Annotated in this window: 11 protein-coding genes; 8 read left to right on the top strand and 3 right to left on the bottom strand. The window is 65.5% G+C overall.

The window, feature by feature from the left end; all coding sequences use genetic code 11:
* Positions 1-254: hypothetical protein (locus ABZ806_RS44620; protein WP_500225988.1), on the top strand; the 254-nt coding region annotated here is incomplete at its 5' end.
* Here the strand turns inward: ABZ806_RS44620 and ABZ806_RS44625 are convergent.
* Together ABZ806_RS44625 and ABZ806_RS44630 are read right to left on the bottom strand one after the other, a co-directional pair.
* Entirely contained in the window at positions 230-769 is a 540-nt protein-coding gene (locus tag ABZ806_RS44625; RefSeq protein WP_500225990.1) for a hypothetical protein, read from the bottom strand. The two genes, ABZ806_RS44620 and ABZ806_RS44625, sit on opposite strands and share 25 nt — an antisense overlap.
* A 207-nt stretch (positions 770-976) precedes the next feature.
* A complete protein-coding gene (locus ABZ806_RS44630; RefSeq protein ID WP_500225992.1) occupies positions 977-1,477 on the bottom strand; it encodes an SRPBCC family protein in 501 nt (166 codons plus the stop codon).
* Between the two features lie 489 nt (positions 1,478-1,966).
* Here ABZ806_RS44630 and ABZ806_RS44635 point away from each other — a divergent pair, with 489 nt between their 5' ends.
* Complete coding sequence (locus tag ABZ806_RS44635; RefSeq protein ID WP_500225993.1) at positions 1,967-2,089, top strand: IS110 family transposase; 123 nt, start codon at positions 1,967-1,969, stop codon at positions 2,087-2,089.
* A 361-nt stretch (positions 2,090-2,450) separates the two neighbouring features.
* Here the strand turns inward: ABZ806_RS44635 and ABZ806_RS44640 are convergent, their stop codons facing one another.
* Positions 2,451-2,627, bottom strand: coding sequence for an epoxide hydrolase N-terminal domain-containing protein (locus tag ABZ806_RS44640; RefSeq protein ID WP_500226008.1), 177 nt, complete (start codon positions 2,625-2,627; stop codon positions 2,451-2,453).
* Positions 2,628-2,792: 165 nt separating this feature from the next.
* Between ABZ806_RS44640 and ABZ806_RS44645 the strand changes: the two genes are divergently transcribed.
* From ABZ806_RS44645 to ABZ806_RS44670, 6 genes are all read left to right on the top strand, one after another.
* A complete protein-coding gene (locus ABZ806_RS44645; RefSeq protein WP_500225995.1) occupies positions 2,793-3,770 on the top strand; it encodes a helix-turn-helix transcriptional regulator in 978 nt (325 codons plus the stop codon).
* Entirely contained in the window at positions 3,760-4,281 is a 522-nt protein-coding gene (locus ABZ806_RS44650) for an SRPBCC domain-containing protein (RefSeq protein ID WP_500225998.1), read from the top strand. The genes ABZ806_RS44645 and ABZ806_RS44650 overlap by 11 nt, the downstream gene beginning before the upstream one ends.
* Complete coding sequence (locus ABZ806_RS44655; protein WP_500226000.1) at positions 4,278-4,640, top strand: ArsR/SmtB family transcription factor; 363 nt, start codon at positions 4,278-4,280, stop codon at positions 4,638-4,640. The genes ABZ806_RS44650 and ABZ806_RS44655 overlap by 4 nt, the downstream gene beginning before the upstream one ends.
* Positions 4,624-5,190: a maleylpyruvate isomerase N-terminal domain-containing protein gene (locus tag ABZ806_RS44660; protein ID WP_500226001.1), complete on the top strand. Its 567-nt coding sequence runs from the start codon at positions 4,624-4,626 to the stop codon at positions 5,188-5,190. The genes ABZ806_RS44655 and ABZ806_RS44660 overlap by 17 nt, the downstream gene beginning before the upstream one ends.
* A 77-nt stretch (positions 5,191-5,267) precedes the next feature.
* On the top strand, positions 5,268-5,507 hold the full coding sequence (locus ABZ806_RS44665; RefSeq protein ID WP_500226003.1) for a hypothetical protein: 240 nt from the start codon (positions 5,268-5,270) through the stop codon (positions 5,505-5,507).
* 97 nt (positions 5,508-5,604) lie between these two features.
* Positions 5,605-6,159: a dihydrofolate reductase family protein gene (locus tag ABZ806_RS44670; RefSeq protein WP_500226006.1), complete on the top strand. Its 555-nt coding sequence runs from the start codon at positions 5,605-5,607 to the stop codon at positions 6,157-6,159.
* Positions 6,160-6,276 lie beyond the last annotated feature (117 nt).

The following is a 6,276-nucleotide window of genomic DNA, read 5'->3' on the forward strand; positions in this document are numbered from 1 at the left end:
TGCACCTTGGCCTGCAACCGGTCACGCTCGTCGCGGACGCGGCGGAGTTCAGCGCGGGCGAGCCGGTTCGTGGGGCCCCACCTGATCACCAGACGAGCCAGTTCTCCCGGGTTGAAGCGGTCGTCGGCCCTATTCCCGGTCGCGCGGAGCGCATTCTCCCGGAGTTCCCGAGCGAAGGCAGTGAAGATCGGCAGCGCGCATGCGCCTATTCCATCGCAGTGTCCGAACTTTATGGCAGTCGCGGCGTTTCCTGATTCTCGTGCAATGTGGAAGCCGCAACGGTTCGCCGGAGGCGGCTCGAGCGGAAGAACAGCACAGCACTGCGGGCGATGACCTCGACCAGCGCCATGGCGATCAGACCCGACGCCCAGGTGTTCGCCGAATAGATGCCCAGCTTCTCACTGAGTTCGCCAATCTCCTCGGCCCCGCCGTTCGTGGCGAACAGACCAAACGCCAGGCGGCTGCTCATCCCAACGATCCAGAGGAAAGCCGCCAACCACCGCGCGCGTGCCTTGACCAGTCCGTCCTCAAGATATACGCCAGTCAGCAGGCCGCACCCGATACCCAGTGCGAGGCCCACCGCGCAGCAGGCGGCGACGGATGCCCAGTCTGCGATATACGGGGGAATTCCGCCCAAGTAGTTGACCGCTCCCCATACGACCAGCGGCACAGGCCACAGCAAACCAATGAGGGTGAGCCTCCGGCCGCGAATCTGGCGGACGACCATCAGGATCAACGCAATCGAGATGATCCACTCCGTCAGATCCATAACACACTCTGCTCGGTATTAATACACGCTGCATGTCAATCACTAATGACACACCACTATTGATTGACATAGGTCGTCTGGACCTTCACGGAACACCGCTCGCGAGGTCGGCAAGCGAATCGGCCTCCCGCCAGAAAAGTCGCCCCTTCCCTCCACCGCATCCGATTCGGCGACTGATGGCCATGGACGAGATCGGGCCATGCGACGTCACCGGTTCTGTTCGTCGCCCAGGGGTGGTGGCGTGCTGGAGCCGCGCAGGTCGGCGAACCGGGTATTGTTCTCGATGATCGTCTTGAGTTGCAGCAGGTTCTCCCGCATCCCGCGTCCGAAGACTTGCTCGGCCAGTGGGCTCAGGAGTGCTGCGGGACCGGGCAAGCCGGCAGCGGTAATCGAGCCGTCCAGTTGCAGGAGCGCGCCCGGAGGGGCAGGCGACACTCGGTAGCAGTAAGTGAACGGAGTGGGACCGCTCACTGAGCTGAAGGTGACCTCAGTGTCCGGGATGTACGACGTCACCCGGACTTCGTTTCGTGCCCTCCCGGTTGGCAGGCGGCGATGGACCGCGTAGCGAGCGTCGCGGCGGCTTGACCCCTCGACCAAGTGCACCGACTCCACTGCTGAGTACCACTGCGGCATTGTGAAGAGGTCGGAGACGAAGTCGAAGACGACGGCTGGTGGGGCGGCGATCGCGGTAGTGAGATGAAAGACCATGGGGGTCCTAATCAGTTCTGGGAGTAAGCCATCCGGCAAACTCCTGGGTTGGTAGCCAGCCGGCAGGTGAGCACTCTGGGTTCCTGGACATTGAGTCCTGATGAAAGAGCGTGCCCCTGCCGGTCGGCCGGGAGAGTTGATCGCTGATGGAATGTCGTGCCCGTCCATAGTGGCGCGAGCACTGTTTGATTAGGCCGCTGGTGGTTCTCCTTCTCGCTGCCGAAGGTGTTCGGCAGCGAGAAGAGGAGGAACGTTGCGACTGTTCGTGGGCGATGACTGGACCGAGGACCACCACGACGTGGAGGTGATGGACGCCTCCGGCCGCCGGCTGGCCAAGGCCCGGGTGCCCGAGGGCGTGGCCGGGATGACCCGGTTGCACGGGTGCCGGGTGGACTGGCCACCGACGACGCCGACGAGGTGGAGGTGCTCGTCGGGATCGAGACCGACCAGGCCCCGTGGGTGTGGGCGCTGGTCGCGGCTGGATAGACCGTGCCGGCGGTCAACCCGTTGCAGGCGGCCCGGTTCCGGGACCGGCTCGGGGTGTCGGAGGCCAAGAGCGATGCCGGCGACGCGCACGTGCTGGCCGACATGGCCCGCCCCCACGCCCACTAGCTGCGGCCGGTGGCCGAGGACTCCACGCAGGCCTAGGCGATCGAAGCCGTGCAGGCGGGCCCACAGTCCGATGTAGGGCGCGAGTGGTGCCTGCGATTGCATTCCGGCCAGATGCTCGATCACGTCGAGGGCGCGGGCGGTGACGCGATTGAGCAGGTATTGGCAAGCGAGGGTGGCACGATTGAGGGCCCGCAAACTCAGACTTGGTGTCATCGGGTCTGTCCTATCGCAGGGCCCGAAGAGGACTCGCAGATCTGCGGCCAGGTCTGCCGGGGCCTCCATCACCGGGAAGCGCAGTCCAGGCTCGAAGTCGGACCAGTACGAGTGAGGCGGTGCCGGGACCGGCTTGTGTACGGTCTCGTCAGCGCCGAACACTGCGAAGCCCTGGGGGTAGGGATTGGAGCACCGTCTCCCGTGCCCGCCAGTCGTAGCCGGTGCGCCAGTACTCGGTGAACTCTCTCAGGCGCGGCTGCGAGATACCGCGGCTCCATCCGGTCTCGGGAAGCGCCGCGGGGCCAGCAGGCCTCGGCGAACCGATTGGGCAGGTGGTTGAGCTTGGACTGCCGGATGTCGATGCGGAAGGGCTGGATTGCTCGACTCACGGGCAACCTCTGGTGATTCGGGGGAGCGTTCGGATGGGCAAGCCCTAAGCTACGCTTTATCGCGGAACGTTCCGTGCCTCATTAGGGAAGAAGATCGTTCCATGCTGGAAACCTCTACGCGGCTGCTCCGTCTGCTGTCCTTGCTACAGGCGCGACGGGATTGGACCGGGCCCGAGCTGGCTGCTCGCCTGGAGGTCACCACACGCACCGTTCGCAACGACGTCGCCCGCCTGCGACGACTCGACTATCCGATCGAGGCTCGGCCGGGGGTCGACGGTGGATACCGGCTGGGTGTCGGGGGCGTACTGCCGCCCTTGCTGCTCGATGACGACGAAGCGGTCGCGATCGCAATCGGCCTGCGCAGCGCAGTGGCCGGTCCGATCACGGGCATCGAGGAGACGTCCTTGCGTGCGCTCACGAAGCTGCGACAGGTATTGCCGTCGCGACTGCAGCGGCGCGTCGACGCTTTCAGTTCCCACACACTGGCGTCTGCCTCGCGTGGTCCGCTCGTCGACCCCGGGGTGCTGACCGTGATCGCCAGCGCCTGCCAGAATCAAGAGCTACTACGATTCGACTACCAGGAGCCTGCGGGCGCCGCAGAGTGCCGCTCAGTGGAGCCCTACCGTTTGATCAACAGCCGACAGCGCTGGTACTTGATGGCCTGGGATCCCGAGCGTGGCGACTGGTGGAACTTCCGCGTCGACAGGATGCAACCACGTATGCCGCTGGGTCCTCCTTTCGCGCCCCGGCCGTTGCCGCCCGACCCGGAGGTGGCCGAACGCGTCGCGCGCGACGTTAGCGAGTCAATGTGCCACTTCCGCGCCAAGGTCGTCGTGCATGCCTCCGCCCAGTACGTCCGCGACACCGTCCGGATTCCCGTCGACGTCGAGCCGTTGGGCCCGGATCGATGCGTGTTCGAACCGGGCGCCGAGGACCCGGAGATGATGGCGATCTACCTCGGATTGTTGGGCGTCGACTTCGAGATCGTGGACTCGCCCGAACTGGTACAGGCTCTGCGAACACTCGGTGAACGCTTTGTGCGCGCCACCTCGGATGCGCAACCGAAAGTTGCGCGATGATGAGATTCTGAATATCGTCATGCGCAACCATTCGTTGCGGGAGGTAGGCGTGGAGCACGGCTCGATTGAGCACGAGATGTACGTGAACGCACGCCCAGAGGTGGTCTTCGACGTCGTCAGCGACCCCGACCACATCACGACCTGGTGGCCGGACGCGGCGCGCTACGAGCGCCGAGCCGGTGCGTCAGGCGAGATCGTGTTCGGCGATCCCGGCCAGGGCGGAAAGGTCGTCCAACTCACGGTCGTCGAAGTCAGTCCGCCGCGGACGTTCGCGTTCCGGTGGACTCACCCCGCCGATGAGGACGCCGCTGTCGGCAACTCGCTGCTGGTCACCTTCACGTTGGTGCCGTCGGGTGAAGGGACCATCGTGCGGTTCGTCGAGACCGGCTTCCGCGAGATGGATCGGGAGGCCGCGGTCCGCGAGCAGCTATACAACGATCACGCCAGCGGCTGGGCCCACTTTCTGCCCCGGCTGGGCCCGCAGGCGGAAGCCATGGCGGCCAGACGATGAACGCCGTCGTGGGTGTCGACACGGTCGACGACGAACTTTGGTCGGCGGTCGGTGACCCGACGCGTCGGCGGATGCTTGGTCTGCTGCTCGGTGGCGAAGCAACAACGGCGACGGCGCTGAGCGCACAGCTTCCCATCACCAGGCAGGCCATCTCCAAGCATCTCGGTGTACTCGACCGCGCCGGCCTGCTCAGCGCAACAGCAGCGGGGCGCGAGAAGCGCTACCGGCTCAACGATGTTCAGTTCGCGCGGGCAATCGCCCAGCTCAACGCGGTCAGCAACGAGTGGGGCGGACGCCTGCAACGGATCAAGACGATCGCCGAGACGATTCAGGAGAATGCACATGACCAGGCCGAGTAGCAACATACTCGGCGAACGGATGGTTGTGTTCGAGCAGGCCGCGACCTATGCCCTCGAAACACTCGGCAGGGTTTCCATGGACGCTCTCGACCGCCCGACTCCTTGTCACGAATGGAGGGTGCGCGACGTCGTCCTACACCTGGCAGACGTCGCCGATGCCGTCATCGACCTCATCCACACCGGCGAGCTGGCACTACCGGCTCCGCGCGCCAGCGACACCGCTGATGCCGTTGCCGTCGCGCAGGAGCGCATCCACGCCCTGCGCGAGGTCACCGCGGGCGCAGCGAGTGACGTGGCAAGGACCGAACTGCTTCTCGACGCCCTTCGAGCCGCCGCCAACGAACTCGCTGCCCACGGCTGGGACATCGCTACCGCTCTGGACATGGCCAGGCCGATCCCGGACGCCACCGCGACCGCCTTGCTCGCACTAGCCGAAGGCAAGCTCACCGACACCAATCGCGGCGACAAGTTCGCAGCGGTGGTACCCGTCTCGGCTGCGGCCAGCCCGAGCGACCGCTTGGCGGCCTACCTCGGCCGCCGGACACCGTGACTCGGCGTCCTATGGTCCGCCTGCGGCGATGAACGCGGACGACCAGGGCGCCTCAATGGCCGGTAGGCCAGAGACCTATGCCGCGTTCATGGCGCACCTATTCGGCCTGGCGCGGCACTCGCTGGACCAGCACGCCGGTCTCGACGAACGGCCAGCTCGGCATCCTGCTGTATCTGAACACCGACGACGGACTCCGGCCACACACCCTTCAGGTCTTCGAATCAGGCGACCCGGGCACGGGCATCGGACACGTCCTCGTCTACCAGGACTCGCAGCTGTTTGAGCTCTTCGAGAAGGATCTCGCCACGGACCGATGAGTTCAGCATCCCTGCGCCGTACAACCTTATGAAGCAAACCGACGTCGGCCGGGCACCACGCGGATGGTCACACCGACGCGACACCAGGGAGCACACCATGGCCAAAATCATCGTCGCGCAGTTCATCACCCTCGACGGCGTCGTCGAGGATCCCGACGGATCCGACGGCACACCGTTCGGCGGCTGGGCACTACGTCACGGTCGGGAGGCAATCGCGGGAGACAAGTTCAGCTACGGCGCCATCCTGCAGACCGGTGTATTCCTATTCGGGCGGACGACGTGGGAGCATTTCTCAACCATGTGGCCCGGACGCGACGACCCGTTCGCTCGCGCGCTCAACGCTGCAGACAAGGCGGTGGCGACACACTCGAGGCTCGACCTCGACCGCTGGCGGAACTCCCGCCTGGTGCACGGCGATGTGCTCACCTGGGCCCGCAAAGAGGCGGCGCACCGCAATGTAGTCGTCATCGGCAGCGGCTCCATCGTGAGCACCTTCATCGACGCCGGGGCGGTCGACGAGTACCGGCTTCGCGTTTTCCCCACCGCCACAGGCCGGGGCCGCCGGCTGTTCACGCAGGAGTGCCGACTCGACCTGGTCAGCCTGCAGCGGATGGGACCGACCTCGCTCGCCATATACACGCCGCAGTCCTGAACGCGAGCGCAGTTGCCGACGCTTAGTACTCCAGTTGTAGATCGCGATCTTCATGCTTGAGTGGCTTGTCGGTGGTAGTGGCTGGCCTGGGATCGGGCCTGGTGACGGCGTCGCCAG

Source organism: Spirillospora sp. NPDC047418 (genome assembly GCF_040643275.1).
Taxonomy (GTDB): domain Bacteria; phylum Actinomycetota; class Actinomycetes; order Streptosporangiales; family Streptosporangiaceae; genus Spirillospora.

Excerpts from the sequence above, each read along its gene's own strand:
- ABZ806_RS44625 (WP_500225990.1), bottom strand. The coding sequence starts at position 769 with ATGGATCTGACGGAGTGGATCATCTCGATTGCGTTGATCCTGATGGTC.
- ABZ806_RS44630 (WP_500225992.1), bottom strand. The coding sequence starts at position 1,477 with ATGGTCTTTCATCTCACTACCGCGATCGCCGCCCCACCAGCCGTCGTC.
- ABZ806_RS44645 (WP_500225995.1), top strand. The coding sequence starts at position 2,793 with ATGCTGGAAACCTCTACGCGGCTGCTCCGTCTGCTGTCCTTGCTACAG.
- ABZ806_RS44655 (WP_500226000.1), top strand. The coding sequence starts at position 4,278 with ATGAACGCCGTCGTGGGTGTCGACACGGTCGACGACGAACTTTGGTCG.
- ABZ806_RS44660 (WP_500226001.1), top strand. The coding sequence starts at position 4,624 with ATGACCAGGCCGAGTAGCAACATACTCGGCGAACGGATGGTTGTGTTC.
- ABZ806_RS44665 (WP_500226003.1), top strand. The coding sequence starts at position 5,268 with ATGCCGCGTTCATGGCGCACCTATTCGGCCTGGCGCGGCACTCGCTGG.
- ABZ806_RS44670 (WP_500226006.1), top strand. The coding sequence starts at position 5,605 with ATGGCCAAAATCATCGTCGCGCAGTTCATCACCCTCGACGGCGTCGTC.